This window comes from Streptomyces sp. NPDC054841, assembly GCF_053611045.1.
In genome coordinates this window covers 1-26609 of the sequence record NZ_JBSGZO010000047.1, presented here as the reverse complement: position 1 = coordinate 26609, position 26609 = coordinate 1, and the positions used below count along the sequence as shown (strand labels likewise).

The window sequence follows — 26609 nt, the reverse complement described above, 5'->3', positions numbered from 1 at the left end:
ACCGTGCAATCAGGACCCACGAGAGGTGGGTTGTCCTCCCCGCCGTCTTCTGTGCCGACACGGTCGAGCTGGGAGTACGCAGTGGGCGCGACGTTTCCGCTGGGACGCATCGCCGGCGTCCGGATCGGAGTGCACTGGAGCGTGTTCCTCGTCTTCGCCATCATCGCGCTCGGTCTCGCTCAGGGCCGCTTGCCGCAGACGCACCCCGGACACGCGCCGGTCCTGTACTGGCTGACCGGGTTGGCAACGGCCGTGGTCTTCTTCGCCTCACTGCTCGCCCACGAGCTCGCCCACGCCGTTGTGGCTCGCCGCAACGGAGTCGACGTCGACGACATCGTGCTGTGGCTGCTGGGCGGAGCGGCCCGGCTCAAGTCGGAGGCATCCAGCCCTGCGGCCGAGGTGCGCATCGCGGGTGTCGGCCCGCTCGTGAGTCTCGTGCTCGGGGGTGTCTTCGCGGCAGGGGCGTGGCTGCTCGCCCGGGCATCCGCGTCAGGTCTCGCCGTCGAGGGCATGGTGTGGCTGGCCGGCATCAATCTGCTGCTCGCCGTGTTCAACGCCGTTCCCGCGGCGCCGCTCGACGGCGGCCGGCTGCTGCGGGCCTTCCTGTGGTGGCGGACGGGAGACCGGCTGCGGGCGACGGCGGGGGCGGCGACGGCGGGCCGGATCTTCGGCTGGTTCCTTGCGGTGCTGGGACTTGTTCTGCTGATGAGGACGGGTTCGTTCGGAGGACTGTGGCTGGCGGTGATCGGCTGGTTCCTCATCGCGGCGGCCACGCTGGAGGGGAGGCAGGCGGAGTTGCGCGCCATCCTCGCCGGCGTCCCGGTGCGTCAGGCCATGACGCCGGATCCGGTCTCGGTACCCGCGCTTCTCCCGGTCGACAGGTTCCTCGCCGACCCGCTGTACCGGTTCCGGCATTCGGCGTTCCCGGTGACCGGGGACGGCGGAGCCCCGATCGGCCTGGTGACACTCGACGCTGCCAGAGCGGTGCAGGCGGAGCGGCAGACCGTCGTGACGGTGGGCGACGTGATGCTGCCCCTCTCCCAGGTCGCCGTGGCACGGCCGGACGATGCACTCACGGATCTTCTGCCACGCATGCAGCAGGGTGCCGCCCACCGCGTTCTCGTGCTGGACGACACCCGGCTCATCGGCATCCTCTCCGCGTCGGACATCAGCCGCACCGTGGCGTGGCTGATGACCCCCGGCCCTGGGGGAAGCGGTCGGGCGCGCCGGTGACAGCACCGTCATCACGCCCGGGCGGCACGCCTCAGCGGATGAGGACCGCCTCGCCCGAGCGGGGCGCGCTGTTTCCAGCACGGCTGGGTGCTCTGTCACCTGGGTGATGACATGGGGGGCGTGGGTGGCCGGAGGCGAGGACTGCTCCGCGTAGGGCGAGCAGGTTCGCCTCCGACCCGGAGCCGGTGAACACGATCTCTCCGGCGTGGGCCCCGATCAGGGCCGCGACCCGGGCCCGGGCTTCGGCGAGCGCGCGGCGGGGTGTCTCGCCGTAGGGGTGGCTGCTGGAGGGTTGCCGAAGAAGTCCGTCAGGTACGGGAGCATCGCTGCGGCGACGCGGGGGTCGACGGGGGTGGTGGCGTTGTAGTCCAGGTAGACCGGGCCTGCGGCCAGGCCCGGGTGCGCGGCCAGCTCGTCGCCGGTCACACGAAGTCCCCGGCGTCGACGGGCATCGCGGACAGCCGCCACTCGAGCATGCCGTCGTTCAGGCGGATCGCGCGGCGTCCGCGGTCGGTCAACAGCCGCACCGCGTCGTAGGCGAGCACGCAGTACTCGCCGCGGCAGTACACGACGATCTCCAGGTCCTCGGGCAGCTCGTTGATCCGCTCGGCCAGCTCCTCCACCGGGATGGAGAGCGCTCCGGGGATGTGCCCGGCCTGGTACTCCTCCACCGGCCGCACATCCAGCACGACGACGTCGCCGACATGGACCCGGGCCTGCAGCTCCTCTCGAGTGAGCTCGGCCGCGCTGTCCTCGCGGAGGTAAGCATCGCGGGCAGCCGGCACGGCGGCCTGGTGCGATTCGGCGACCTTGCGCAGCATCGCGAACAGTTGCGCCACATCGTCGCCGGCGAGCCGGTAGTGGATGCGTACACCCTCACGGCGGGTGGCGACGAAGCCGGCCTGCTTGAGGGTCTGCAGGTGGGCCGAGGCCGTGGTCAGGTTCAGGCCCGCTGCCTTCGCCAGCGCGTCCACGGTGCGTTCGCCCTGGGCGAGCAGATCGAGCAGCTCCAGCCTCTTTCCACTGGCCAGCGCCTTTCCGCTGGCCGCGAACGCGTCGTACAGCTGGGCCTTCGCGCTGGTCTTCGTGTGCTCCGCCATGACATCCTCCATAAATCCATGGAATATTGTAGACGAGTCGAGGGGCTGAGACCACACCCCCTGGAAGTGATCTTGGAGGCAACGCCGTGGGCTTCGCCGATGACCACCTCGTACCGCTGATCGACGAAGGGCTGGGCAACAGCGCCTACCTGGTCGACCTGGGCGACGGCCGCGCTCTGGCCGTGGATGCCAGCCGCGATCTGCGAGCCCTGCACGCTGCCGCTGGGCGGAGCGGTCTGCGCGTCGCCTTCGCCGCGGACACGCACCTGCACGCCGACTTCCTCTCCGGCGCCGTGCAGCTCGGCCACGACACCGGGGCCACCGTGCTGGCGTCCGCCGCCGGCCGGCGCGCCTTCACCCACACCCCGCTCGCCGACGGCGACGAGGTCGACCTGGGCGGACTGACGCTGCGTGCGCTGGCCACCCCCGGCCACACCGACGAGCACCTGTCCTTCCTCCTCCTGGACGGCTCCAGCGAGCTCGGGGTGTTCACCGGCGGGTCGCTGATCGTGAACTCCGCCGCCCGCACCGACCTGCTCGGAGCGGAGCGGACCGAGGAACTCGCCCGGGCCCAGTACCGCTCCCTCAAGCGGCTGACCGCGCTGGCGGACGAGACCGCGGTGTGGCCCACGCACGGCGCGGGCTCGTTCTGCTCCGCGCCGCCCGGCACCGAGCGCACCACCACCATCGGCGCGCAGAAGCAGGCCAACCCCCTGCTTGCCGCGCGGGACGAGGACGCATTCGTCCGTCAGTTGGTGGCGAGCCTCGGCTCCTACCCGGCCTACTTCGACCGGCTCGCCGACATCAACCGGCGCGGGCCCGCGGTCCTGACCGCCACGCCGCTGCTGCCCGCACTGTCCACTGCTCAGGTCAGGGCCCTCATGGCTGAGGGCGGATATGTCATCGACGTCCGGCCCGCCGCCGATTTCGCGGCCGGTCACATCCCCGGGGCTCTGTCGATCCCGCTGCGGGACCAGTTCGGCACCTGGCTCGGCTGGCTCCTGCCCGACGCCGCACCCCTCGCCTTCGTCACCGGTGACGGACCGAGCCTGAGCGAGATCGTCTGGCAGGCGTACAAAATCGGCTACGAACGCCTCGCAGGGCGTCTCGCGGGCGGCATGGACGCCTGGCTCGCCGACGGCGGCACGCAGACCACCACCGCCTACGTCCCCGCCGGCCAGGCCGGTGCGGGCCCGGTCCTCGACATCCGGCAGCGCTCCGAGCACACCGCAGGCCACATCCCCGGCGCCGTCCACATCGAACTCGGCGACCTCACCGCCCGCGCCGCCGACGCCCCGACGAACGCGATCGTCCACTGCGGGCACGGCGAGCGCGCGATGACCGCCGCAAGCCTGTTGGAACGCGCCGGCCGCACCGACCTCGCGGTCCTGGAAGGCGGGCCGGACCAGTACGCCGCCGCCCACGGCCTGCGCCTGACTGACGGCACGGAGGACCCCCGCCCGTGAACGCCGCCCCCACCACCGCGCCGACCGACGCCTCCGGGCGACCTGTCCGGCTGGGCCTGAGAGAGAACTGGCTCCAGTTCACCCTGCTGGTCATCGTCAATATCTGCGTCGGCGGCCTGGTCGGCCTGGAACGCACCACCGTCCCGCTCATCGGCACCGACGTCTTCGGCCTGACCAGCGACCTGGCGGTGTTCTCCTTCATCATCGCCTTCGGCCTCACCAAGGCGATGACCAACCTCGCCGCCGGCGCGCTCACGGCCCGCTTCCGCCGCAAGCAACTCCTCGTCACCGGCTGGCTGATCGGCATCCCTGTCCCCTTCGCCCTGGCCTGGGCGCCTTCCTGGGGCTGGATCGTCGCGGCCAACGTCCTGCTCGGCCTCAACCAGGGCCTGACCTGGTCGATGACCGTCAACATGAAGATCGACCTCGTCGGACCCTCCCGCCGGGGACTTGCCACCGGCCTCAACGAAGCCGCCGGCTACACCGCCGTCGGCGTCACCGCCCTGCTCACCGGCTACCTTGCCACCGCCTACGGCCTGCGCCCCGTCCCCGAACTCATCGGCGTCGTCTTCGTCGTCGCCGGACTCGCCCTGGCTCTGGTCGTGCGCGACACCGCCGCCCACGTCGCCCTGGAACTCGCCCAGCACGCCAAGCCCTTGCCCACCGGCGAGAACACCGCCCTGGCCGCCACGTTCGCCCGCACCTCCTGGCGCAACCGCTCCCTGCGCGGCGCCAGCCAGGCGGGCCTGGTCAACAACCTCAACGACGGCCTGACCTGGGGCGTCTTCCCTCTGCTGTTCACCGACCACGGCCTGGGAATTGCCGCGGTCGGCCTGATCAAGGGCCTCTACCCCATCCTGTGGGGCATTGGGCAGATCCCCACCGGGCACCTCGCCGACCGGATCGGCCGTAAACCCCTCATCGTCACCGGCATGCTCGTCCAAGCCGTCGGCTTCGTCCTCGCCCTGGCACTGCTGGACCGCCCGCTGCTGGCCGGGGTCCTGTCCGCGATCGCGCTCGGCCTCGGCACCGCCATGGTCTACCCGGCCCTGATCGCCTCCGTCTCCGACCACGCCCACCCCGCCTGGCGGGCCAACGCGCTCGGCACCTACCGCTTCTGGCGCGACATCGGCTACGCCGTAGGCGCCCTCGTCGCCGGCATCCTCGCCGATTGGCTCGGCCTGAACGCGACCGTCGTCGCCGCCGCCGCCCTCACCGCCGCCTCCGGCCTGCTCGCCGCCCGCTGGATCAAGGAACACCCCGCCAGGTGACCGGCCGCCGGACCTGTTCTGGGCATCAGCCCCGCGAGCCGTACCCACACGCCAACAGGGCGTCACCAAGTGACCGGAAGCTGGACGAGTCCGCCCGTCAGCACGTAACCGCGGACGCGTTGGCTTCGTCGATCTCTGGGAACAGCGTTTGTCGACGGGTTCCGGAGTCAGTTGGTGATCACTCGGCTCGCGATTGTCGAGGAGAAGTGACGGGCTGCGCGTGGGGGGCGGCGAAGAAATTGGAAGGCGGGAACCAACGGGGCGTTGGCAGGATGTCCGAGCTCAACACCCGAAACACCCGATGGGAAAGGACCCCGACGACCGTGGCTCGTGCCATTACTTTGATTCGCTCCGCCTCCCTGTCCGACGTCGCCGAGTACGCCTACGCAGCCACGGCGCCTGCCGAGTCACGCTTGATCTTCCTCGCAGGGGCGTGTCCGCTGAACGATGACGGCTCCACGGCAGCAATCGGGGACTACGCGGGCCAGGCAGTGAAAGCCATCGAGAACATGCAGGCTGCTCTCACTGCCTCGGGTGCGTCACTCCAGGACGTCATCAGTACAAGGGTTCTCGTCGCATCGGCCCGGCGGGAGGACCTGGTGGCTGCCTGGGAGGTAGTCCGGGACTCGTTCGCTGACCATGACGTCCCAAGCACCTTGATGGGCGTCACCGTGCTCGGCTACAAGGACCAACTCGTCGAGATCGAGGCCGTCGCCGCCGTGCTCGATTCTTCAGCCCACTGACACGCTGTGGGGGCATGACCAGCAGCTTTCACCAACGGCATCCCGATGCTGTCCTGGCAAGAGATCCAGTGCCTCCCGAACTCGTCAACACCACCCCTCCCTGGATTGAGGCACCTCCCAAACCCATCGACATGTGACTTCACTACTGCTCGATAAAGCCAACGCGTAGTTCCTCGACTGGCACGGCAAGCTGCATCTCTGGGGAACGCGGAATGAGTTGGCCGAAGGCGACCTGTGACAGGCACGAGCTGCTGCGCCGCCCTCACCACCCCGGGCCGCCCCGTCCACCGTCCACCGATGGAGAGCGACGCATGCGGCTGCGACTACATCCGCTGCGGCGGACGAGGCGGGGCAGATAGCCGCAATGGTCGAGATGGGCGTGGGTCACGACCACGGCGTGGACGTCCGCGGCGTCGCAGGGCAGCGGTCGCCAGTTGCGGCGCCGCAGGTCGGCGAGACCTGGAAGAGCCCGCAGTCGACGAGGATGCGGGCATGGTCGCTCTCGACGAGGAACTTGCTTCCGGTGACGGTGCCCACGTCGCTGAGGAAGGTCAGGAGCGGCGGTCTGGACCGCCGGGCGCGGGACGCTGTGGCGTTGTTCGCAACAGTTTCCTCCATGGGGGCAGCCTCCTCGCATGTGAGGGACGGCTTCCGCCTTCACACCGCATACCTCCCCCCGCCTGGGCCGGATGGTCCCCCACAAGGACCGCCCGGCCCAGGCGCCCATGACGCCCCCGGGACAACCTGGAGGTGACCGGCGGCCAACAGGGGCGGGAGGCGTGAGGACATGCAGAGGACGACGTCCGGCTGGCCCGGAGCCGTAGCCGTGCACGGTAGGCGTACGGATCTGGGGCGGCGCGTGGCGGCCCGCCGCGGGGAACTCGGACCGACCCGCGAGGAACTGGCCGAGCGCAGCGGCGCCGCGGCCACCTACATCGAGTACATCGAGGAGCGGTCGGCGAGTCCGGGGATCGGCGTCCTACTCCGGTTTGCCGACGCCCTGGCCACCAGCGTCGCGGAACTCACCGGCGGTACGGTCGAGCAGCCACCGGGCATGAGCAGCGCATCGCGCGACGCCGAGTTGCTCATGCTCGCCGAGGAGGAATGCCGCACGCTGCTGACCGCGCACCGAGTGGGGAGGGTGGCTGTCTTCACGGCGAACGGTCCAGTGGTCGTGCCCGTCAACTACGTGGCAGCCGGGGGAGAGATCGCGTTCCGTACTGCTCCTGGAACGGTTCTGGCTGCCGCCGACGGGGCCGAAGTCGCCTTCGAGCTCGACCACATCGACGACGCCTTCAGCCAGGGCTGGAGTGTGCTGGTCGTGGGCGACTGCCGCGCCTTCACCGGACCGGACGCCGTCCGACGGCTGGAGCAAGCGGCGGACACGGCTCCCTTGGCCGGAGGAGAGCGCGACGACCTGTGGCTGGTGATCAGGCCGACACGCGTCACCGGCCGCAGGATCGTGAACGCACAAGCCACTCCTCGGCAGCCCGGCGCCCACCGCTCGGGCAGCCGGGATCCGTTGAGCTGACCAGGGCGCGCGGAAGAGCCCAAATGGCCGACCGAACCGGAAGAGATGGCCAGCACCGGAGTACTTCCGCCCGGCGCGGACGGTGCCTACTCGGCCCCGGCGTGGGGGACCTGATGGCACTTCGTCGGCCACGTCGCCGGAGTGATCGTGGGATTTGGTTGCCTTCCAGTGCTTCGTTCCCAGGAGGTGGCAGCGATGCAGCGCATCAGGATCTCCTCCCGCGTGCCGCGGCCGAAGCGGCCGGCGCCGCTCGAACTGCGTACCCCGTCCGGACGGCCGCTGGCGTACTGAGCGTGCCGCCACCGAACCCGAACCATGGAGGACGTCATGCCGTCGATCCGGCGTGTGATCCCGCTTTCCGAGCTCAGCCGACAGGATGTCGGACTCGTCGGGGGCAAGAACGCGTCACTGGGCGAGATGATCGCCCGACTCGGCACAGCCGGTGTACGCGTCCCCGCAGGATTCGCCACGACGGCGGACGTCTACTGGGAGCTGCTGGACACGACCGGCCTGCGCCGGACGATCGCGGACCATGTCGACCGGTTGCGCCGAGGGGCGCCGCTCGACGACGTGGGCGCCGCGATCCGTGCCGCCTTCCTCGCCGCGTCCCTGCCGCCCGCTCTGGAAGCCGACCTCGCGTCGGCGTACGCACGTCTCGGCCGGGACACCGGCCGCCAGGACCCTGACGTGGCGGTACGCAGCAGTGCCACCGCGGAGGACCTCCCTGAGGCGAGCTTCGCAGGGCAGCAGGAGACCTTCCTCAACGTCCGTGGCCTCCCGGAGCTGCTTGATGCCTGTCGGCGCTGCTATGCCTCGCTCTTCACGGACCGGGCCATCGACTATCGCGAGCGGATGGGCTTCGACCACCTGTCCGTGGCGCTTTCCGTCGGTGTGCAGCTCATGGCGCGCTCCGACCTGGCCGGCGCCGGTGTGATGTTCACCCTCGACACCGAGAGCGGTTTCCCCGACGCGGTCATGATCAGCGCGGCCTGGGGCCTCGGCGAGACCGTGGTCAGCGGACAGGTCGACCCTGACGAGTACACAGTGTTCAAACCGACCCTGAAGGACCCGGCGCTCGACCCGGTCATCCATGTGCGCATCGGGAGCAAGAAGCGCAAAGCCGTCTATGCGGACGAAGGCCTGACCCGCACCGTCGACACCCCCGAGGCGGAACGCGGACGGCGGGTCCTTGATGACGAGGAGATCCGGGCCCTCGCAGGCTGGGCCGTCGCCATCGAACGGCACTACGGCGGCCCGATGGACATCGAGTGGGCCAAGGACGGTCTCACCGGCGAGATCGCCGTTGTCCAGGCCCGCCCTGAGACCGTGCAGTCCCGCCGGCGCACCACGACGTTGCGCCGCTACCGCCTGACCGCCCGTGGCGAACTCCTCGTCGAGGGCATCGCGGTCGGCGAGGCGATCGGCCAGGGCCCCGTCAGAGCCCTCGGCGCACCCGTCGACCTCGACCGCTTCCCGGCCGGTGCCGTGCTGGTCACCGGCATCACCGACCCGGACTGGGAACCCCTCATGAAGCAGGCCTCGGCGATCGTCACCGATCACGGAGGACGCACCTCGCACGCCGCCATCGTCAGCCGGGAACTCGGCGTCCCCGCGGTCGTCGGCTCGGGCCGCGCGACCCAGGTGCTCCATGACGGCCAGGACGTGACTGTGTCCTGCGCCGAGGGCGAGCACGGACGTGTCTACGCCGGTCTTCTGGACTACGAGGAGACGGAGACCGACCTCTCCGAGCTGCCGGTCACCCGGACCCGCGTGATGCTCAATCTCGCCGACCCGGCGGCTGCCTTCCGCTGGTGGCGGCTCCCCGCGGACGGCGTCGGTCTCGCCCGGCTGGAGTTCATCGTCGCCCACCAGGTGAAGGCGCACCCGATGGCCCTGGTCCACCCCGAACGCCTCGACGCCGAGGACCGGCGGCGCATCGACGAACTCACCGACGGATACGCCGACCGCACCCAGTACTTCACGGACCGCCTCGCCCACGGCGTCGCGCGCATCGCCGCCTCCCGCTGGCCTGCACCCGTCATCGTCCGCACCAGCGACTTCAAGACCAACGAGTACGCCCGGCTGCTCGGAGGCCGGCCCTTCGAGCCGGCCGAGGCCAACCCGATGATCGGCTGGCGAGGAGCCAGCCGGTACTACAGCGAGGGCTACCGCGAAGGCTTTGCACTCGAATGCCGTGCCCTGCGCCGGGTTCGGGACGACATGGGACTCACGAACGTCGTCGTGATGATCCCCTTCTGCCGCTCGCTGACCGAGGCCGACCGCGTCCTGTCAGTCATGGCCGACGAGGGCCTCAGCAGGGGCGCCAACCGACTCCAGGTCTACGTCATGGCGGAGATCCCGGCGAACGTGATCCTCGCCGAGGAGTTCGCCGAACGCTTCGACGGCTTCTCCATCGGCAGCAACGACCTCACCCAGCTCACCCTCGGCGTCGACCGTGACTCCGAGGCGCTCGCCGAGGTCTTCGACGAACGCGACCCCGCCGTCACCCGCAGCATCGAAACCCTCATCGCCCGCGCCCACGCATCCGGCCGCCCGGTCGGCCTGTGCGGTCAACGTCCCAGCGACGACCCCGACTTCACCGAGTTCCTGGTCCGTGCCGGCATCGACTCGATCTCCGTCGCGCCCGACAGCTTCGCCGCGGTCAAGCGACATGTGGCCGCGGCCGAGCACGGCGGCGCAGGCGGGGGCCGAACGGACCCTCGACGGGGCTGAACGCCCCAAGACGGCGACCGTGCAGGCGAGCCAGGGTGACAGCAAGGGACCGTCCCGGCGGACGGGCTGGAGACCGGCCGCGGCATCCCCGTGAAGTGCTCGGCCGGCACCGGCAGGAAGGAGGCACCATGAGCACCAAGCGCGTGCTTGTCGCCTACGGCAGCAAGCATGGTGGCACGGCCGGCATCGCCGACGAGATCGGCCGGGCACTGAGAGACGACGGCTATGAGACGGCCGTCATTCCGGCAGGCGACGTCAAGGACGTCAGCGGCTACGACGCCGTGGTGCTCGGCAGCTCCCTCTACCTGAGGCACTGGCACCGCGATGCCCGGCGCTGCGCCAAGCGCAACGCGGACGCGCTGCGCGAGCGGCCCGTCTGGCTCTTCAGCAGCGGTCCGGTGGACAGTTCCGCCGAGCAGGGCGACATCACACCCGTTCGCGGCGCCGCGAAACAGATGGAGCGCCTGCACGCCCGCGAGCACATCACCTTCGGCGGCAGCATCACCGCCACGACACCCGGCAGGTTCGCGCGGTATCTCGTGCGCCACGGCCAGGGCGGCGACTTCCGCAATCCCGAACGCGTCCGGCACTGGGCCCACCACATCGCATCGGAACTCACCACGGTCTCGTGATCGGAGCCGCCACGGACCCGACGGAGGAGCCCCCATGTTGCACGACAGCCCTCGCAGCGGGAGGACTGCCCGTCTCGCACCACACTGCGTCGCCTTCTGCGGCGTGCGGCCGGCCGGGATACCAGCCCGCTGGTCCGCCCGGCCGACCGGTCGCGCAGCCGTGCGGTCGTCGCCCTCGTCGTGGCCCTGCCGACGGCCGTGGTCATCGGCTCGGCCACAGCACTGGACGTCTGGGACCGGGAGAGCCGTGAGGCCGAGAGCGAGACACGGCACCGCCATGCAGTCACTGCGACGACGGTCACCAAGGCCGTTCCGGTGGAGAACGCGACTCGATCCGGGGTGGTGCCTGAAACCAGGGCCCAGGCGGTCTGGCACTATCCCGAGCCGAAGCAGCACAGCGGCACCATCAACGCACCGGTCGGCACACCGGTTGGTGCCACCATGAGGATCTGGGTGGACGACGCAGGCGGCTTGGCCGCCGCACCCCGGCCGGACTGGGGCGTCGGAATCGACGCGGCCACTGCGGGGTTGGCAGCCACCGGCGGAATCTCCCTCGCGTCACTCTGCCTCTTCGCCATACGCGCGCATGCCCTTGAACGCAGGACGCAATCCGCATGGGAACGGGACTGGGAAAGAGTGGAACCGCTCTGGTCCGCCTCCGGTCACTGACACTCACTGCAGCGCCGCGTGGATCTCCTGCTCGGCCAGTCACGTCACAGACGCGCGGCCGGATGGACAGCGCGATCGGTCCGTGCACCGGCGACGAGCGGGAGTCAGACGACGCTGAGCACATCGCGCACCGGCCGACGGGGGGTCGCGGGCCCCGGGGGGCCGTAGCCGAGCCGGATCACCATCTGTACGTGGCCCATCGCGGACCGCGGATCACGTACGGCCCACCGCAGTTCGGGCGATTCGAGGGCCTGCGACGTCAGAGACGTGACCAGGCCGTCGAGGGTGGCCTGGAGCAGCACGCGTTCCATCGCCTGACCGGCCCGCAGCCAGTCCGCGGGCCGGTCGTCGGCCGTGCCCAGCAGAGCGATGCGCGGCGTCTTCTCGAACGTGGCGGATCCACGGCCCGGCACGTGCTGCCGGCCGGCGAAGTCCCGCACGGGTGCGGTGACGTCACGCTGCCGCGGACCGAACGCGTAGGCGGGGATACCCTCCGTCCGCGACGCGCCGCCATCGGCGCCCGCCCCGGTCCAGCGGGCCGTCTCCGCCCGCGCCGCAGGGTCCGTCGACTCGCGGCCTTCCGCGTCGTGCACCAGGTCCAGCACGGACCGCAGGTGCCAGGCGTCGGGAACGTACAGGTGGGCGCCCTCCAGCAGGGCGGCGCCGCACAGGCCGTCCAGCACGGCTTCCGGGATCTCTTCGTCGGTGTAGGGAAACCGGCTGGTGTGGCGTCGGCGGATCGCGGGATACAGGGCGGCGAGATCGTCGTCGGCACGCACCGGCTCGGTGAACGTCACCTCCGCGAGCAGCCACGGATCGGCGGGATCGGGGAGCAGCGTGGTGACCGGTTCCCGACCCGCGTGCGCGGCCGCGACCCGCAGATTGAACAGCGCCGCTCCGCAGCCGAGATGGAGGGCACGGTGTGACGGGTCGGTCCTCGGCATCGCCCGCTCGGGATCGCCCCGCAGCTGCAACGAGCCGCTCTCACGCAGCAAACGGAACTTCCAGGGCTGCGCGTTGTGCATGGACGGTGCCGACGCGGCGTCCGTCACGAGAGATTCTACGGCGACGGCGTCGAGTGATGGTGAAGACACGGAATCCTCCTGCCGGGGGCGTCATTCGTGAGCGACGACGGCGACGGGGGTGCTGGAGTGGTGCATCACCGCGTGGGCTACGGGGCCTATGTGTGCGCCTACGGGAGCCTTGCGGATGCGCCGGCCCACGACCACCAGATCAGCGTCGTCGGCGGCATACAGGATCTGCTCGGCCGGAGCACCCACGAGCGTCCGCTCGACGACCTCCACGGAGGGGAACCTCTGCCGCCACGGCATCAGCATGTCGCCGAGGGCACGTGCGACTTCCCGGCCCACCTCCTGCTGGACCCCGAGGTCGAGCACCGGGGCATAGCTGAGAACCGGTGCGAACGTCCAGCCGTACACGGCGCGCAGGGTGCTGCCACGCCGCGCGGCCTCGTCGAAGGCGAAGGCCAGGAGCTTCTCGCAGGACTGGTGGATGTCCACGCCGACGACGACGTCGCGGTACGCGGCCCAGGGAGGACCTGCCTCAGGTTCCGTGCCCGACTCTTTGGAGGCCCGTACAAGCACGACCGGCTGCTCGGTGGCACTGATCGTGGCCATGCCGACCGAACCGATGAGGAAGCCCTTGACGCCGCTGAGTCCGCGGGAGCCGAGCACCAGCAGGTCTGCCTCACCGCCTTCGATCGACAGGACCGCGGCGGGTCGGCCGGACAACCTCCGCGTGATGATCTCCAGGGACGGATGGCTGCGTCGTAGCTCGTCCGTGACATCGGCCAGGAGCTTGTCGCCCCAGCGCTCCTGAACATCGAGGCCGGTCACCGGAATGGCCACCGAGATGGGCCAGTCGTCTGCGTACACGAGGCGCAGAGGGACTCCTCGCAACAGCGACTCCCTCGCCGCCCAGTCGGCGGCGGCACGGCTCTCGGGCGACCCGTCCAGACCGACGGTCACATGGCGAGTCATGGTGCAAACCTCCTTCGGGCCGCGTGTGCGGCCACGGCTCCAGCGTCACCGCCAGGGCGATGACCACAGCAGGGGCCGAGAGTCCCCGGCCGGGGCCGAACGGCCCTTGTCCCTGATCACTGGCGGGTGGCTGGATCGCTCCCGCCCATGTCCAGCCGGAACGGCGGGTAGTCGTCCGTCATCAGGCTCGCGTACGCAGCGACTCGCAGTACCCATCGGTTCAGGTCCATGACCAGGTCGAACAGGTCGCGCGGGTACCTCTGGGCGAAGGCGAGAACCACGGCCGCGATCGCGGTGAGCACGGTGATCAGACCCAGGCTGCACCATCCGGCGCGGTAGCCACCCTTGAAGAAGTCGATCACGATGTAGTGCGGGATGGCGAGCAGCCACCACTTCACCAGCCACAGCCGGCGCGACAGCGGCGAATCGAGCACCGCCTCCACTCTGACCGGCCGGTCAAAAGGAGAAGCTCCCTGAAGAGGGGACCATTCGGTCCTGCTGCCTCGCTGACCATGTGCGTAGCGTGCAGGTATGAGCTGCGGGGCCGCAGCCAACGGCTGCCGCAACATGCACGCGGACCGCTGGAGAAACCATGACACCTGTCAGTGAAGCACTCCCGATCGTGTTCGGCGTCGACGCCGTGGAGCCGGCGGATGCGGCCCTGGCCTGGGCCACCGACGAAGCTGCCCGCCGGGGAGCGGCTCTTCAACTGGTGCACGCCGTGCTGCCCGTTACCCATCACGTGCGCGGTGTCGAGGAGACGGCACACCACAAGGCCATGCGTCAGCTGGGTGACGAGTCGCTCGACAAGGCAACCGCTCGTGCTCATGAGCGGCAGCCGGAGCTTGAAGTGACGACCTTCATCGCGGAGGGCAGCCCGGCCCAGGTCCTGGTACGGCAGTCCGCGCACGCGCGGCTGGTGGTGCTCGGCTCGCGTCGGCTCGGCCGACTGGCGGAGGTGCTCAGTGCCGCGTCCACGATCGTCCCGGTGAGTGCCAGCGCCGCCTGTCCCGTGGTCGTGGTGCCGGACGCCGACCGCACCGTGGAGGAGCCGGCGTGCCTGGTGGTCGGGGTGGACGGCAGCCCGTCGGCCGATGCCGCGCTGGACCATGCCCTGGACGCCGCTGCCTCGCGTGGCGCCTCCGTGCGTGCGGTGTGGGTGTGGCAGCGGCCGCTTCTGGGCTTCTTCGATGAGCAGGCGGCGCTCGAGTCGTGCCACCGGCAGCTGCTTGAAGCAACCGCGGGGCGGTCCAGTGCCTACCGGGATGTTCCGCTGAGCCATGCGGTGTTGCCGGGCCATCCTGTCGAGGTCTTGGCCGAGGCTGCCGAGCATGCGCTCGCCGTGGTCGTCGGCCGCCGTGGGCGAGAGGGTTTCACCGGCATGCGGCTGGGATCCGTCCCGCACGGTCTGCTGCACCGGGCGGTCTGCCCCGTGGTGACCGTGCCCCCGGCGACCGATGAAGGGCTCTGAGGAGTCCATCGTGACTGAGCGCGAGAGATTCTCGGCAGGCGCCGAAGCTCGCCGCGCGGTGCCGGGGAAAGCACCGAGTTTCTCCGAACCGCTACGAGAGGCAACGCTGCTGCGCTACCTGGGCGCCGTCGCCAAGGTGTCTGCGAAGCAGGCCGAAGCACGGCGCCCGACGGCGCCCAACACCCCCCAGGCCCCTCCGGCCGAGCGGGTGGGGGAGGTCGCTGCGCTCGGCTCCGGCGCCGAGCCCGCCCCTCTGCTGGTAGCTGAGGTCATGGACGCACCGGCCGCGTCAGTGCGCGGCGACATGCCGTTCCTGGACATCGCCCGGACTCTGACCCGCGAACACGTCGGCTGCTTGCCGGTGGTCGACGCTGACGACCGTGTGCTGGGTGTGGTGTCGGAGTCCGACCTGCTGGCCAAGGCCGCCGTGGAGGCGTCCGGGCACCGTCCGGGTGCGATCGGGCGGCTCAGGGAGCGGCCGCTCCATGACAAAGCCCGCGCTGAGACCGCCGAGATGCTGATGACCACCCCGGCCGTCGCCGTGTTCCCCGGCTCGACGGTCGCGGAAGCGGCCTGGCTGGTGTCCCTGTCCCGCCTCAAGCGGCTGCCGGTGACCGATCACGACGGCCGTCTGGTCGGTGTCGTGCACCGGAACGCACTGCTCAGCGCCCTGATACGTGATGACGCCAGGATTCGCGAGGAGATCGAGTCCAGGATCCTCGCAGAGGACTTCCCGGCCGCCCGGAGTACCCTGCGGGTCGCCGTGCGCAACGGCGTGGTGAACCTCACCGGCCGGATGGCGGAAGCGGATGTCCCGCGGCTCGTCGCGCAGATCAAGGACATCGACGACGTGACCGAAGTGATCGAGGGCCTCAGTGCCCTGTGAGGAAGCGCGCATCGGGATCCCGGCTCCCGCTCGGTGCGGAGTCCCGGTGGTTGCCCAGCGTGATGGTGACCTCGGGCGGGACTTCGAGAGTGTTCTTGACCGTGCAGTGTGAGACCACTGCCTGCAACGCCGCGGCGCGTTCTGCAGGCAGACCGGGTGCGTCGACGCGGAGTCGCAGGGAAGCGACGCGGGCCGGGCGCTCGTCCGCCATCGTGTAGTCGGTGACGACGCGGAGGCCCGTGCGGGCGATGCCGTGCCGGTCGAGGAATCGCCCGGCGTAGTGCGCGACGCACGAGGTCACAGCGGCCACGAACAGCTCCACCGGGGTGGGGGCCGTGTCATGGCCGCCATCCGCCACGGGTTGATCGACCGTCAGTACATGTCCTCGTACGGCTACTTCATAGGCGTCGCCGGATATCGGAACCGCCTCGGCGTGTCCCGCCGGACGCTGCGCCGGTGGCGCGACGGCCTCAGCCTGGAACAGCAGGAGCCCGGCGATGCGCCTGGCCTCCTCAGGTGTCAGGGAGGCCCAGACCTCGCTGCGGTCGTAGGGCTCGCAGACGGTGTCCAGCACCACGCGGCCCATCTCTGCGGGCAGTCCTTCGGGCACGAACCGTGAGACGTTGATCGTGCGGCCACACTGTGTGCGCACGTATTCCGCCTGCGTGGCCTGCTGCTTCTCGGACACGTCGTCACCTTCCTGAATGATTGGTTCTTGCCCCCGGGCGTCAGCGGGCCGCGAGGCCGACGTCGAGCCGCGCGTCCACGGCCACGACTCCCGGAACGGCGCGGGCCATCCGGACGAGCAGGTCGATCAGCGATTCTTCGGGGACCGTCCCGGTCAGGGTGACGGCGCCGTCCTGGACTTGTACGTCGAGGGCCGCTGAACCCTCCGGGGGCAGATGATGGGCGACGAGCTCGCCGCGTACTTCCTCGGCGATGTCGGCGTCCGGGCGGAGATAGATCTTCAACAGGTCTCCCCGGCTGACCACGCCCTTGAGGCGTCCCTGGGTGTCCACCACGGGAAGGCTCTTCAGGTGGCCGCGGGCCATGAGCCGCGCGGCGCCGGTGATCGTGGCGTCCGGCGGCACCGTGATGGCCGGGGCCGTTATGAGTCGGTTCGCCGTAAGGGAACGGGACGTTTCGTCCCCTTGAGCCTTGCGGAACAGGTCGGCTTCGGACACGACTCCGACGACGCGCCCCTGGGGCGAGAGCACGGGCACGGCGTTGATCCGCCATTGGCGCAGAGTCTCCACGATCTCGCCGACCGGGGTGTCGCGACCTACGGAGATCACTTCGTGGGTCATCACGTCATCAACGGTGCGGAAGTGCTTCATGACCACTCCTACGGGCCTGCACGTACCGGCCTGGATGGCAGACAGGGCTGAGCGGGACCGATTGGGGACCGATGGGCCCTGGTGACGGCGTGCGCCGGGTGCTTCCATGGAACTGACGGAAAGGGCCCTGGAGAGGGCGCGGAGAAACGGTCGGCGACCGTGCACCGCGCAATCAGGATCCGCGAGAAGCGGATGGGCCCTTTCCGCCTGTGGTCGCCCCCGTCCGGTCGGCGACGGTCAGCCACTCCCGCCTCCAGATGCCGGTTGCTTCGTACGGTCTGCCTGCGGCAGCTCGACGTCCAGGCCGAGGTTGTCGTACTCGTAGCCGATCGTCTGATGCACGGCGACGACACCGTCCACGGACCGGCACAGGCGCTCGATCACCGGGATGTCGGCACTCTCCGTGACGCGGCCGGTCAGCGTCACCACCCCGTCCTGCACTTCTGCGTTCACGGTGCCGGCAGCGAGCCCCAGTGTCCGGTCCAGCACGTCGCGGTGTATTTCGTCGCTGATGGCATCGTCGCGGCGCAGGAAGGGCCGCAGCAGATCGCAGCGGCTGACGATGCCGATGAGCTTCCCCGCCTCGTCGATGACGGGCAGCCGCTTCACCCTGTTGCGGTCCATCGTTCTGGCCGTCTCGACGATGTTCCATGTCGGACGCGCCGTGACCGCGGGAGAGGACATCATCGCCTCGGCGGTCTCGGCCTCGGCCCGGGCCATGTCCTGAGGAACGAGCATGAGCCGGGACCAGCGGCCCCCCGGGTCCGGCAGACTCGCTGCCTTGCACAGCAGATCCGCCTCGGAGACGACACCGAGGGGATGACCTTCGTCGTCGACGACCGGAACGGCCGTGATGTCGTTGTCATGGAACAGCTGAGCGATCTCCTTGAACGACGAGCCGGGGCGCGCCGTGACGACCCTCCGTGTCATGACCTCGGAGACGGTGCGGTGCTGCAATGTCCTCACGCTCCCTCGTGGAGGCTGTGGGCCGACGGGGGCCAGGCCCTCTTCACCCCACTCTCCGCCGCCGCCTTCCGGGCAGGCAGAGCCGAACGGCCCCGGTAGGGGACTGTTCGCCCCAGGACGACAGGTCACGGGCGCGGGAGACTGGACACGGGCGACAGCCGGTGGAGCAGCCCGGGGAACCCTGGCGCGCTGACGTGAAACTGCGCGACGCGTTCCATGATCGTGCGACATCGGCGGAGGAACCATGGGCCGGGACGACCTGTCCGAGCCGGGCCGGATTCCTCGGCTGCGGCTCGACGAGCTGCTCGAAGAGCTCCAGGTGCGCATCGACGAGGTCCGCAGTACGAGGGACCGGCTCAACATTTTGCTGGAGGCCGTTCTCTCCGTGGGCAGGGAGCTGGATCTGCCGCAGGTGCTGCGGGAGATCGTGGAGGCGGCCGTGGTACTGGTGGACGCGGAGTACGGAGCGCTCGGGGTGATCGGGGACGACAAGAAGCTGTCGCAGTTCCTGCCGGTGGGGATCAGCGACGAACTGCGCGCACGCATCGGCGACCTGCCGTCCGGGCACGGCCTGCTCGGGGAGCTGATCAGGCATCCCGAGCCGTTGCGGCTTCCGGAACTGTCCGAGCACGCGGCATCGTCGGGGTTCCCCGAGCACCATCCGCCGATGCATTCGTTCCTCGGCGTGCCGATCCGGGTCCGTGACGAGGTGTTCGGCAACCTCTATCTGACGGAGAAGCGGGGCGGGGTCGAGTTCGACGGAGAGGACGAGGCGGTCCTGGCGACGCTCGCCGTTGCGGCCGGAATCGCCATCGAGAACGCACGCCTCTTCGAGGAGCTCCGCCTCAGGGAACGATGGCTGGCCGCCGGCGCGGAGCTCACCAGGGACCTCCTGTCCGGGTCCTCGGAGGGCCAGGTGCTGGAGATGATGCTGGACCGCGCCCGGCAGATCACCTCGGCCGAGATCGGTGTGGTCTACCTGGCGGAGCAGAACGGAAACCTGCGTGGAGGCCTGGCGCTCGGCGAGGGCGCTGAGGCGCACCGCGGCATGGTGCTGCCGGCCGGTGAAAGCACCCTGGCCACTGCCGCGTTGCTGAGCGAGGGGGGCCTGACCACTACGCCGGACGTGGCCGGCGACCCCCGGGTGACCTTCGAACCCGGCCGCTGGAAGGGCTATGGGCCGGCAGTGGCGGTCCTGGTCGGATCGACGAAGAGGGTACGGGGCGTACTCATGCTCGCGCGCCGCACCGGCCGTCCGCCCTTCACGGAGACGGAGACCGCGCCGCTCTCGGGGTTCGCCGGCCAGGCCGCGCTCGCCCTGGAGCTGGCCGAGCGACGGCGGGATGCCGAGCAGATGAGCCTGCTGGCCGACCACGACCGCATCGCTCGGGACCTGCACGATCTCGCCATTCAACGACTGTTCGCGACGGGGATGACGCTCCAGAGCGCCCAGCGTTTCGTCCAGCATCCCGAGGCGTCCGAGCGGCTCGGGCGGGCGATCGACGACCTCGACGACACCATCAAGATCATCCGCTCGACGATCTTCGGCCTCCGCGAGCACGAAATGCTGAGCACACCTCACCAGCTCAGAGTCCGAGTCGTACGCGCCGTGGAGGAAGCCTCCGCGCCACTCGGCTTCGCGCCGGCGCTGCGCATGGAGGGGCTGATCGACACCGATGTGCCGCGCAAGGTCGCCGAGGAGGCCGTGGCCGTGGTCGTTGAAGCCCTCGCCAATGTGGCCAGGCACGCACGGGCATCGAAGGCCGAGGTCTCGATCGTGGCGCGGGCCGGGACGCTGGACGTGACGGTGACCGACGACGGCACCGGCTTTGCGGAGGGCGGCCGGCGCAGCGGACTGCGCAACCTCGCGGAACGCGCCGACACCCTGGGCGGCGAGCTGAACGTGACCCGCAGGGCCGCGGGTGGTACCCGGCTGGTGTGGCGGGTGCCGCTGCCTGGACCACAGCGACCGGAGTGACTACGGAAGCTCGTGAATCTGCGCCGCGATGACGGCGGCCTGGACACGGCGCTCCACGCCGAGCTTCGACAGCAGGTGCGAGATGTGGTTCTTGACGGTCTTCTCCGACAGGTAGAGCTTCTTACCGATCTGGCGGTTGGTCAGGCCCTCGCCGATCAGATCGAGTACGGCCCGCTCGCGGTCCGTGAGTACGGCGAGCCGTTCGTCCTCGGCCGGGTGGGCCGCCTCGGGGTCGCGCAGCGCATGCATCAGCCGTGCGGTCGTGGCGGGATCCAGCATGGATTGCCCGGTCGCGACGGTGCGTACGGCGGCGATTAGGTCGGAGCCCTTGATCTGCTTGAGTACGTATCCGGCGGCCCCGGCCATGATCGCGTCCAGCAGTGCGTCCTCGTCGTCGAAGGACGTCAGCATGAGGCAGGCGAGTTCCGGCATGCGGGAGCGCAACTCGCGGCAGACGGTGATGCCGTCGCCGTCCGGGAGCCGGACGTCGAGGACCGCGACGTGGGGGCGTAGCGCCGGCCCTCGCGCCAGGGCATGCTCGGCCGTCCCAGCCTCGCCGACGACCTCGATGTCGGACTCGGCGTCGAGCAGATCGTGGAGGCCGCGGCGGACGACCTCGTGGTCGTCGAGGAGGAAGACCCGGATGGGCGTTTCCGCCGAGAAGACGGGTGCCTCGGACATGTGAGCCCCCTGCAGGTTCGGTGGTCCCTCTTGATCATGTCCGCTCGGGGGAGCGGCGCGACAGGGCCGAATGGTCCCTTTTACTGCCGTACGCATCCCCTCCAGGCGTGCCTGCGGTCGGCCTTCGGGCGGACTGGATCACGGCTCACGGCGCGCGGGGCTGTTCAGGTTCAGCCGGATGTCCACGACGCCTTCCACTGCATGGATGGCCCGGGCGAGCAGCGGTACGAGGGCTCGGTCCCGGAGGTCGCCGGCCAGCGTCACCACACCGTCGGCGACGACGACGTCCATGCGGGCGGCGGGCGGAAGCTCCGAGATGACGGTACGCCTGATCTCGTCGGCGATCTCCTCATCCGACTGCAGAAAGACCTTGAGAAGGTCGCTGCGGCTGACGACGCCTTCCAGCATGCCGACGGCGTCGACGACAGGCAGCCGCTTCACGTGCCTCCGCGCCATGATCCGTGCCGCCTCGGTGATGGTGGCGCTCGCATGGACCGTGACGGCCGGGGCCGACATCAGCTCACCGGCGGAAACGGCCCCTGCCTTGGCGGCATCGGACAGTGGCTCGTCGAGGCGGGTCAGGTCGTCGCCGCGGTACTGCTCCTTGGCCAGCAGATCGGCCTCCGAGACCACGCCGATCACCCGGCCCTCGCCCTCGACGACGGGCAGGGCGCTGACCTTCCACTGCTCCATCAGCTCGACGATCTCCTTGTATCGGGCGTCGCGGCCCACTGCGACGGCGGTGTGGGTCATGACGTCGCTCACGGTGTGCGGGGAATCGGGCATGGCGGCCTCCTCAACGACGGCGGACTTGCTCGGCGTTACAGGGTGCTGCCGCTGCCGTGCGGGGCGTAGAGATCCAGGAGGCGGACACGGGCCGCGTGCAGACGGTGCGCGAGGACTCTCCCGACCCACTGTCCGATCGCCGAGCCGAACGCCGGGTCGGCATCCATCATCATGCGTACGGTCAGTGCGTCGAACTCCTGCGCGCGCACAGGCGTCATCGCCTCGGCACCCAGTTGCCACACGTACGGCGGGAACAGCCAGGACCAGCCGACGAGCTCGCCGAAGCCGAGGCTCTCGATCACGACAGGGCGCTGCTGTCCGGGGACGGCGATGTCGAGGGTGACCGTCCCGGAGCGAATGATCCAGAAGCGGTCCGCGCGACCGCCTTCCTCGAAGATACGGGTCCCCTCAGGAATGTTGACCTCCCGCGCGAGCCCCGTCAGCCGGGCACGGTGCTCGGCGGACAGGACGGCCGTCATGCGGGTGGGGGTGGGGGAACTCATCACCGGCCTCCGTCTCGGGCGCGGCGCTCGTCGGTTGTCTCTGTCTCAGGGGCATCGAGCGCCATCCCGCCGGGCAGAGGCCAAGCGGCCCTTTCCGGGACCGGCCAGTTGCCCCCAGCGCCCAACGCCGGTTCTTCTGCCCGCCGCGGGTGATAGTCGTCAAGGTGGAACGAGAGCCGGTCGACGACGTCAACCACCCCGTCGATCTGCTGGGTCATCCGCAGGGCGATGGGGATCTCGCTGCGCCGCGGCAACCGCCCGGTCAGAGTCACCGCGCCGTCGCGGACATCGACCGTCAGGGCGTCGGGCGGGAGCCAGAGCGCGTGGACGAGGACCTCGGCGATCACCTCGCGGCGGATGTCGGCGTCGGGCCGCAGGAAGATGTGGAGCAGGTCGCGCCGGGTGACGATGCCGACGAGGCGGTCCTCCTCGTCGATGACGGGGAGCCGTTCGATGCGGCGCTCGGCCATGGTGCGGGCGGCTGCGGCGATCGACTGTTCGGCGTGCACGGTGACCGCGGGGTGGGTCATCAACTGTCCCGCGTTGCGGGCCCGGGCCTTGGATTCCCGGGCGCGTGCCCTTCCGGTGAGCGACGACCAGCGGAACCGCGGTACGGACTCGGGGGTGGCACATTCGGGCTCATGGACCATCAGGTCGGTCTCGGAGATCACTCCGAGTACCTTCTCGTCGTCGTCGACGACGGGAAGGCCGCTGATCCGGTACTGCGACAGCAACTGCGTGATCGCTGTGAACGATGTGTCATAGGCGGCCCGGACGACTTCGCTGGTCATCACGGTTCCGACCTTGTCGTGTTTCATCGTGCGTCCTCCTTCAGCGGAGCCGTCGCAAGTAGGGATCGACGTGGTGCCGGGGTACGAGGCGGAGGCGGACGTCGACCACGGCGTTCCCGGTCGAGCGGGCGAGTACGGGGTTGAAGTCGGCCTCGGCGAGCTGCGGCAGGTCACTGGCCATGCGGGACAGGCGTAGCAGAAGCTGCTCAAGTCCCTCCAGGTCGACGGGTGGGTCGCCGTGGTGTCCGAAGAGCAGCGCGCAGCGCGGCGCGCTGATCAGGTCATGGGCGTCTTGGTCGGTGAGCGGCGCGAGCCGGGCGGCGTGATCGGCGAGCACTTCGGTCGCCGTACCGCCGAGTCCGAACAGGACGAGTGGCCCGAAGACGTCGTCCTGGACAACGCCTGCGAACAGTTCCACGCCGCGTTCCGCGAGCGGCTGGACGAGGACGCCTGCGAGCTTGCCGTCGAAGCGGCTGGCGAACTCACGGTGCGCGGCCCGTACTTGTGCGTCTCCGCGCAGATCGAGACGGACGGCGTGCTCTTCGCTCTTGTGGAGCAGCCCGGGCCAGTACGCCTTGAGGACGACCGCGCCATCCGGTGCCGAGAGGTGTTGCGCGGCGCGTACGGCTTCGTCCTCGGTCCCCGCCCAGGACCAGGGGAGCTGAGGGATGCCGTAGCAGTCCAGCAGCGCCGCACACGTCGGCGGGTCGGGCCAGCCCCCCTCAGGATGTTCGGCCAGAAACGCGGTGACGATCTGGTCAGCGGTCTCGGCGTCGACTGCGTTGAGCTGAGGAAGGCTCCCGGCGGGCCGGGCGAGCCACTCGGCGCGCTCGGCTGCGTGGGCCAGAGCTCGGGCGGCGGCCTGGGGGTCTGCGTAGGACGGAATCGATCCGCCGTCGGCGGCCAACAGCCGGACAGAGGCCTCCTGGTCAGGCAGCACAACTGCGACCGGGCAGGCATGCCGCCCGGTCGACCGGAATACGCCGCGGGTGAGGTTCTCGCGGGTCGCCGAAGCGACAGCCGTCGGAACGAGGGCCACCAGCACCGCGTCGACGGTGTCGCTCGCCGCGATCGTGTCGACGCAGTCGCGTAGCTGGTCCTCGGCCACGGTGGCGGTGGTGTCCACGGGGTTCGTAGCGGACGCGCCCCGAGGGAGCGCCGCGAGCAACTCGGCGGCTTGCGCGGGGGCGAGGGGCTGTACGTCGAGCCCGGCCTCGGCGCAGGCGTCGGCGACGAGCACGCCCGTGCCGCCGGCATTGCTGACCACGGCCACTCGTCGCCCGACCGGCAGCGGCTGGGTGTGCATCAGCGCGGCCGTCTCCAGGAGCTCGGCGACGCTGCGTATCGCGGTGATGCCCGCCTGGCGGAACAGGGCACCACGGGTCATGGTCGCGGTGGCTGCGGCCGCGGTGTGCGACGCCGCCGCCCGCCGGCCTGCATCCGTACGCCCTGCGTCGACCGTGAGCACGGGCATCTGCCGGGACACCCGGCGGGACGTCCGGGAGAACGCCCGCGGGTTGCCGAAGGATTCGAGGTGCAGGAGAGCCAGATCGGTCCGGCCGTCGCTCTCCCACCACTGCAGCATGTCGTTGCTGCTCACGTCGTACTTGTCGCCGAGCGACACGAAGCTGGACACGCCGATGCCGAGCCGGGCCAGGCCGCTGAGCAGCGCGATGCCGACACCGCCGGACTGCACCGCGACTCCGGCCGACCCGGGGCGCGGGTGGTCGGCGGCGAACGTCGCGTCGAGACGTACCGCCTCGTCCGTGTTGGCGATGCCCAGGCAGTTGGGCCCGACGAGCCGCATGCCGTACCAGCGGCAGGCGGACCGCAGTGCCTGTGCCTGGCCCGCGTCGAGCCCTGAGGAGACGACCAGCAGGCCGCGTACCCCGTGCTTGCCGCACTCCTCGGCGACGACCGGCAGAGCGGACGGCGGCACGGCGAGGACAGCGAGATCCGGCACCTCGGGCAGTGCCTGCACGTTCGGATACATGGGAATGCCCGGGACAACCGGTGTCCTGGGATGCACGGCGTACAGCCGTCCCGTGAATCCGGCGCTCCGCAAATTGCGCAGGATCGCGCGCCCCACCGACCCCGGCCGACGTCCGGGCCCGACCACCGCGACCGTACGCGGCCGCAGCAGCGGGCGGAGACTCGCCACATCCGCCGTGCTGCCCCGGGCCTCCACCGCGGACAGGTAACTCTCGTCCTCGGCGAGACGGACCGTGCAGTGCACCTCGGGCCCGTCGAACTGCCGGGTGATGCTCAGCCCCAGGTCGGCGAAGACCTTCAGCACTTCGCGGTTCTCCGAGAGTGCGTCGGCACTGAACGCGGTGATTCCGTCGGCCCGCGCCAGGGACACCAGGTGTTCGAGGAGCAGCGTGCCCACGCCTCGACGGTGCCAGTGATCGGAGACGGCCAGCCCCACGTCCGCCTCGCCGCCTGTGACACGCGTGTACTCCGCCAACCCCACGACCTCGTCGCCGGTCTCGACCAGCAGCGACCTGCTCCCGGTCCGAGTGGGGGAGCACATACGGTCAGCAGCCTGCCGGGCGGAGTTCCGGTTGGTGGTGAAGAACCGCAGGCGCAGGTTCTCCGGGGACATCTCGTCGTACAGTCGCTGCACCTGCGCATGGTCACCGGGCAGGACCGGGCGGATCCGTACGGTCGTGCCGTCCGCGAGGAGAGCGTGCACGGCTTGGGGTGCTTGTGCGGTCGTGGTCATGACGGGTCTCTCGGCAACCGGATGGTCTGTAGCGCAGGCGAACCGGGGCTCCGTCGCCGGTGCGGGCGCGGTACCGGAGGGCAGCGGCGGGCCGGCGGCCCCCTTGCCGGCGAGCCTCAAGCCATTGCCGAGACCGATGAGGGAGGCCCACTCCTGCGGTTTCATCGCGCTTCCTTTCGGCGTCGCGTGCGACATCCACACTCCCCGCTCATCAGCGCCCCCACATGGGCCGAACGGCCCTCGCGCCGGGGCCGCCACGCCTCTCCCGCCCCACCCGGCGCGGTGAAAATGTCGAAGCAGGCATCCATGTACCTATGACAGGCATCCAGGCAGTGGGGGCCGTGGAGCGCCCGCTGATCGTGGGGGTCGACGGATCGAGCCCGAGCCTCGACGCACTGGACTGGGCCGTGGACGAGGCGGTGCTCCACGGGGTGCCGCTGCACGTCGTTCACGCGTCGCGCTGGCAGTGGTACGAAGGCCACACGCCGTCCTTCGGTGCCGACCGGAGTGCGGTCCAGACGGAGGCGGAGAACATCGCCGCGTCGGCGGCCGAACGTGCCCAGTTGCGCAGCGGCTCCTGCACCGCGCCCGTCCAGTGGCTGACGAAAGAACGACTCACGAGGAGGCGGTGGGACCACCCGGAGGATCTCGCAGCTCGAGCCGCCCTTGCGCAATCACGGCCGTATCGTTAGTGGTCGAATCGGCCTCGGACACAGATTTGCCCCACACTTGCCTGTTCTTGGGCAGGGGAATCGGCACCCGCTTCCGGCTTTTGGCTGGGGCGGGTGTTCGTCGTTTCGGTGCTACTGCCCGGCTTCTCCCTTCGCCGATCTTCCGGTGGGGCTTCGGTCAGCTGACGATGATCCTTTCCTTCTGGGGGGTGACCGCGGTCAGGGTCCTGGTCGCGGGGTCGTAGGTGAGCAGGATCTGCTGGCTGCGGAGGTGGGCGATCGCCTGGGCTGGTGTGGGCTGCATCGAGTCCCTGCTTACGGAAGCCGGCCCGGAACGATCTGTGTGGCGGGTGAGGCGGAGGTGCAGGGCCGGCAGGTGCGGCAGGACGTGATCTTCACGGAGGTAGGCGTTGGGGGTGCTGCCGGGTTCGGGGCG

At 70.1% G+C, this 26609-nt stretch carries 27 protein-coding genes and 1 pseudogene; 12 read left to right on the top strand and 16 right to left on the bottom strand.

Going from position 1 to position 26609, the window contains the following annotated elements; all coding sequences use genetic code 11:
- The first annotated feature begins 81 nt into the window (after positions 1-81).
- On the top strand, positions 82-1233 hold the full coding sequence (locus tag ACWGI8_RS10005) for a site-2 protease family protein (RefSeq protein WP_453659642.1): 1152 nt from the start codon (positions 82-84) through the stop codon (positions 1231-1233).
- Positions 1234-1449: 216 nt separating this feature from the next.
- Here ACWGI8_RS10005 and ACWGI8_RS10000 read toward each other — a convergent pair whose 3' ends face one another.
- Both ACWGI8_RS10000 and ACWGI8_RS09995 read right to left on the bottom strand, forming a co-directional pair.
- Positions 1450-1659 carry a hypothetical protein gene (locus ACWGI8_RS10000; RefSeq protein WP_453659641.1) on the bottom strand — a complete coding sequence of 70 codons (210 nt, stop codon included), beginning with the start codon at positions 1657-1659 and terminating at the stop codon, positions 1450-1452.
- Positions 1656-2333: an ArsR/SmtB family transcription factor gene (locus ACWGI8_RS09995; protein ID WP_453659640.1), complete on the bottom strand. Its 678-nt coding sequence runs from the start codon at positions 2331-2333 to the stop codon at positions 1656-1658. The genes ACWGI8_RS10000 and ACWGI8_RS09995 overlap by 4 nt, the downstream gene beginning before the upstream one ends.
- 86 nt (positions 2334-2419) lie before the next feature.
- On the opposite strand from ACWGI8_RS09995, the gene ACWGI8_RS09990 reads away from it, so the two are divergent.
- The 3 genes from ACWGI8_RS09990 to ACWGI8_RS09980 all read left to right on the top strand — a co-directional run bounded on the left by ACWGI8_RS09990 (position 2420) and on the right by ACWGI8_RS09980 (position 5813).
- Positions 2420-3799, top strand: a complete 1380-nt coding sequence (locus tag ACWGI8_RS09990) for an MBL fold metallo-hydrolase (RefSeq protein WP_453659639.1) — start codon at positions 2420-2422, stop codon at positions 3797-3799.
- Positions 3796-5070 (top strand): MFS transporter, encoded by a 1275-nt coding sequence (locus ACWGI8_RS09985; protein WP_453659638.1) that lies wholly within the window; start codon positions 3796-3798, stop codon positions 5068-5070. Before ACWGI8_RS09990 ends, ACWGI8_RS09985 begins: the two co-directional genes overlap by 4 nt.
- A gap of 323 nt (positions 5071-5393) precedes the next feature.
- Complete coding sequence (locus tag ACWGI8_RS09980; protein ID WP_453659649.1) at positions 5394-5813, top strand: RidA family protein; 420 nt, start codon at positions 5394-5396, stop codon at positions 5811-5813.
- 262 nt (positions 5814-6075) lie between these two features.
- On the opposite strand, the gene ACWGI8_RS09975 is transcribed toward ACWGI8_RS09980, so the two are convergent.
- Positions 6076-6201 carry a hypothetical protein gene (locus ACWGI8_RS09975; RefSeq protein WP_453659637.1) on the bottom strand — a complete coding sequence of 42 codons (126 nt, stop codon included), beginning with the start codon at positions 6199-6201 and terminating at the stop codon, positions 6076-6078.
- Entirely contained in the window at positions 6198-6431 is a 234-nt protein-coding gene (locus tag ACWGI8_RS09970) for a hypothetical protein (RefSeq protein ID WP_453659636.1), read from the bottom strand. Before ACWGI8_RS09970 ends, ACWGI8_RS09975 begins: the two co-directional genes overlap by 4 nt.
- A gap of 169 nt (positions 6432-6600) precedes the next feature.
- On the opposite strand from ACWGI8_RS09970, the gene ACWGI8_RS09965 reads away from it, so the two are divergent.
- From ACWGI8_RS09965 to ACWGI8_RS09950, 4 genes are all read left to right on the top strand, one after another.
- Positions 6601-7344, top strand: coding sequence for a helix-turn-helix domain-containing protein (locus tag ACWGI8_RS09965; protein ID WP_453659635.1), 744 nt, complete (start codon positions 6601-6603; stop codon positions 7342-7344).
- A 327-nt stretch (positions 7345-7671) separates the two neighbouring features.
- Complete coding sequence (gene ppsA / locus ACWGI8_RS09960) at positions 7672-10077, top strand: phosphoenolpyruvate synthase (protein ID WP_453659634.1); 2406 nt, start codon at positions 7672-7674, stop codon at positions 10075-10077.
- Between the two features lie 128 nt (positions 10078-10205).
- Complete coding sequence (locus ACWGI8_RS09955; protein WP_453659633.1) at positions 10206-10709, top strand: flavodoxin domain-containing protein; 504 nt, start codon at positions 10206-10208, stop codon at positions 10707-10709.
- 84 nt (positions 10710-10793) lie between these two features.
- Positions 10794-11378 carry an Rv1733c family protein gene (locus ACWGI8_RS09950; RefSeq protein WP_453659648.1) on the top strand — a complete coding sequence of 195 codons (585 nt, stop codon included), beginning with the start codon at positions 10794-10796 and terminating at the stop codon, positions 11376-11378.
- Between the two features lie 104 nt (positions 11379-11482).
- Here ACWGI8_RS09950 and ACWGI8_RS09945 read toward each other — a convergent pair whose 3' ends face one another.
- The 3 genes from ACWGI8_RS09945 to ACWGI8_RS09935 form a co-directional block, all read right to left on the bottom strand.
- On the bottom strand, positions 11483-12472 hold the full coding sequence (locus ACWGI8_RS09945) for an Acg family FMN-binding oxidoreductase (RefSeq protein WP_453659632.1): 990 nt from the start codon (positions 12470-12472) through the stop codon (positions 11483-11485).
- Between the two features lie 21 nt (positions 12473-12493).
- Positions 12494-13378, bottom strand: coding sequence for a universal stress protein (locus ACWGI8_RS09940; RefSeq protein WP_453659631.1), 885 nt, complete (start codon positions 13376-13378; stop codon positions 12494-12496).
- A 116-nt stretch (positions 13379-13494) separates the two neighbouring features.
- A complete protein-coding gene (locus tag ACWGI8_RS09935) occupies positions 13495-13812 on the bottom strand; it encodes a DUF4389 domain-containing protein (protein WP_453659630.1) in 318 nt (105 codons plus the stop codon).
- Positions 13813-13970: 158 nt separating this feature from the next.
- Here ACWGI8_RS09935 and ACWGI8_RS09930 point away from each other — a divergent pair, with 158 nt between their 5' ends.
- Both ACWGI8_RS09930 and ACWGI8_RS09925 read left to right on the top strand, forming a co-directional pair.
- Positions 13971-14849 (top strand): universal stress protein, encoded by an 879-nt coding sequence (locus ACWGI8_RS09930; protein WP_453659629.1) that lies wholly within the window; start codon positions 13971-13973, stop codon positions 14847-14849.
- A 10-nt stretch (positions 14850-14859) separates the two neighbouring features.
- Positions 14860-15735, top strand: coding sequence for a CBS domain-containing protein (locus ACWGI8_RS09925; protein WP_453659628.1), 876 nt, complete (start codon positions 14860-14862; stop codon positions 15733-15735).
- On the opposite strand, the gene ACWGI8_RS09920 is transcribed toward ACWGI8_RS09925, so the two are convergent.
- The 3 genes from ACWGI8_RS09920 to ACWGI8_RS09910 all read right to left on the bottom strand — a co-directional run bounded on the left by ACWGI8_RS09920 (position 15722) and on the right by ACWGI8_RS09910 (position 18029).
- Positions 15722-16423 (bottom strand): OsmC family protein, encoded by a 702-nt coding sequence (locus ACWGI8_RS09920; RefSeq protein ID WP_453659627.1) that lies wholly within the window; start codon positions 16421-16423, stop codon positions 15722-15724. The genes ACWGI8_RS09925 and ACWGI8_RS09920 overlap by 14 nt on opposite strands.
- A gap of 40 nt (positions 16424-16463) precedes the next feature.
- Positions 16464-17072, bottom strand: coding sequence for a CBS domain-containing protein (locus ACWGI8_RS09915; protein ID WP_453659626.1), 609 nt, complete (start codon positions 17070-17072; stop codon positions 16464-16466).
- Between the two features lie 237 nt (positions 17073-17309).
- Positions 17310-18029 carry a CBS domain-containing protein gene (locus ACWGI8_RS09910; RefSeq protein ID WP_453659647.1) on the bottom strand — a complete coding sequence of 240 codons (720 nt, stop codon included), beginning with the start codon at positions 18027-18029 and terminating at the stop codon, positions 17310-17312.
- 253 nt (positions 18030-18282) lie between these two features.
- On the opposite strand from ACWGI8_RS09910, the gene ACWGI8_RS09905 reads away from it, so the two are divergent.
- Positions 18283-20016, top strand: a complete 1734-nt coding sequence (locus ACWGI8_RS09905; RefSeq protein ID WP_453659625.1) for a GAF domain-containing protein — start codon at positions 18283-18285, stop codon at positions 20014-20016.
- Here the strand turns inward: ACWGI8_RS09905 and ACWGI8_RS09900 are convergent, their stop codons facing one another.
- From ACWGI8_RS09900 to ACWGI8_RS09880, 5 genes are all read right to left on the bottom strand, one after another.
- The gene (locus tag ACWGI8_RS09900) at positions 20017-20697 is read right to left on the bottom strand and encodes a response regulator (RefSeq protein ID WP_453659624.1); all 681 of its coding nucleotides are present in this window, start codon (positions 20695-20697) and stop codon (positions 20017-20019) included.
- 138 nt (positions 20698-20835) lie between these two features.
- Positions 20836-21483, bottom strand: coding sequence for a CBS domain-containing protein (locus tag ACWGI8_RS09895; RefSeq protein WP_453659623.1), 648 nt, complete (start codon positions 21481-21483; stop codon positions 20836-20838).
- Between the two features lie 35 nt (positions 21484-21518).
- A complete protein-coding gene (locus tag ACWGI8_RS09890) occupies positions 21519-21986 on the bottom strand; it encodes a cyclic nucleotide-binding domain-containing protein (RefSeq protein ID WP_453659622.1) in 468 nt (155 codons plus the stop codon).
- A complete protein-coding gene (locus tag ACWGI8_RS09885; RefSeq protein ID WP_453659621.1) occupies positions 21986-22804 on the bottom strand; it encodes a CBS domain-containing protein in 819 nt (272 codons plus the stop codon). The genes ACWGI8_RS09890 and ACWGI8_RS09885 overlap by 1 nt, the downstream gene beginning before the upstream one ends.
- Positions 22805-22817: 13 nt before the next feature.
- Positions 22818-25502: a bifunctional acetate--CoA ligase family protein/GNAT family N-acetyltransferase gene (locus ACWGI8_RS09880; protein ID WP_453659620.1), complete on the bottom strand. Its 2685-nt coding sequence runs from the start codon at positions 25500-25502 to the stop codon at positions 22818-22820.
- Positions 25503-25816: 314 nt separating this feature from the next.
- Here ACWGI8_RS09880 and ACWGI8_RS09875 point away from each other — a divergent pair, with 314 nt between their 5' ends.
- Entirely contained in the window at positions 25817-26194 is a 378-nt protein-coding gene (locus ACWGI8_RS09875; protein WP_453659619.1) for a universal stress protein, read from the top strand.
- A 157-nt stretch (positions 26195-26351) separates the two neighbouring features.
- Here the strand turns inward: ACWGI8_RS09875 and ACWGI8_RS09870 are convergent.
- Positions 26352-26609 (bottom strand): annotated as a pseudogene (locus tag ACWGI8_RS09870) (recombinase family protein); the annotation flags it as partial.